Genomic DNA, 257 nt, shown 5'->3' with positions numbered 1-257 from the left:
TCCGGCCAGGGACGTGCCTCGGTCAGCAGCTCCACCGCACCCGCCGACCAGTCCACCTGGGGGGTGGGCTCGTCGACATGCAACGTCCCCGGGAGTACGCCCCGACGGATCGCCTCCACCATCTTGATCACACCCGCCACCCCGGCGGCGGCCTGGGTGTGCCCGATGTTGGACTTCAGCGAGCCCAGATACAGGGGTTCCGCACGCTCCTGACCGTAGGTGGCCAGCAACGCCTGCGCCTCGATCGGATCACCCAG

The 257-nt window shown here is 69.3% G+C and carries 1 protein-coding gene; it reads right to left on the bottom strand.

Going from position 1 to position 257, the window contains the following annotated elements; translation table 11 throughout:
• Positions 1 to 257 (bottom strand): hypothetical protein (locus V1L54_RS29380; RefSeq protein ID WP_443076832.1); only part of this gene is annotated, 257 nt, incomplete at both ends.

This window comes from Streptomyces rubellus (assembly GCF_036323805.1).
Classification (GTDB): Bacteria; Actinomycetota; Actinomycetes; order Streptomycetales; family Streptomycetaceae; genus Streptomyces.
Note: the sequence above shows the minus strand (reverse complement) of the source record. Positions and strands in the feature narration are given on the sequence as shown.